The sequence below is a fragment of the Micromonospora arborensis genome, from assembly GCF_003205615.1.
Classification (GTDB): Bacteria; Actinomycetota; Actinomycetes; order Mycobacteriales; family Micromonosporaceae; genus Micromonospora; species Micromonospora arborensis.
In genome coordinates this window covers 1-254 of record NZ_PYBV01000174.1, presented here as the reverse complement: position 1 = coordinate 254, position 254 = coordinate 1, and the positions used below count along the sequence as shown (strand labels likewise).

Annotated in this window: 1 protein-coding gene; it reads right to left on the bottom strand. The window is 68.9% G+C overall.

Going from position 1 to position 254, the window contains the following annotated elements; genetic code table 11:
- Window positions 1-254 (bottom strand): Uma2 family endonuclease (locus tag C7C45_RS33320; protein ID WP_146247512.1); only part of this gene is annotated, 254 nt, incomplete at both ends.

Genomic DNA, 254 nt, shown 5'->3' with positions numbered 1-254 from the left:
CGCCTGGCCTCGTACACGGTGTAAGGTCCCGTACGCGCAGACGAATGCCGACGGGCTTGGCCCGGTACAACCCCTCGGCAGACTCGCCGGCCAGCTCGTCCCGGCCTTCGGCGAGTTGGTGCGCGTACACGTGCACCGGATTTTTCTGGACCCGCCAGTATGGCGGTATCCCGGCATCGGCGTAGTGGCCCGGCTTCTCCAGCCGGTCCCGCCGACGCGTGCCGGGCGAGACAACCTCGACGGCCAGCATGACC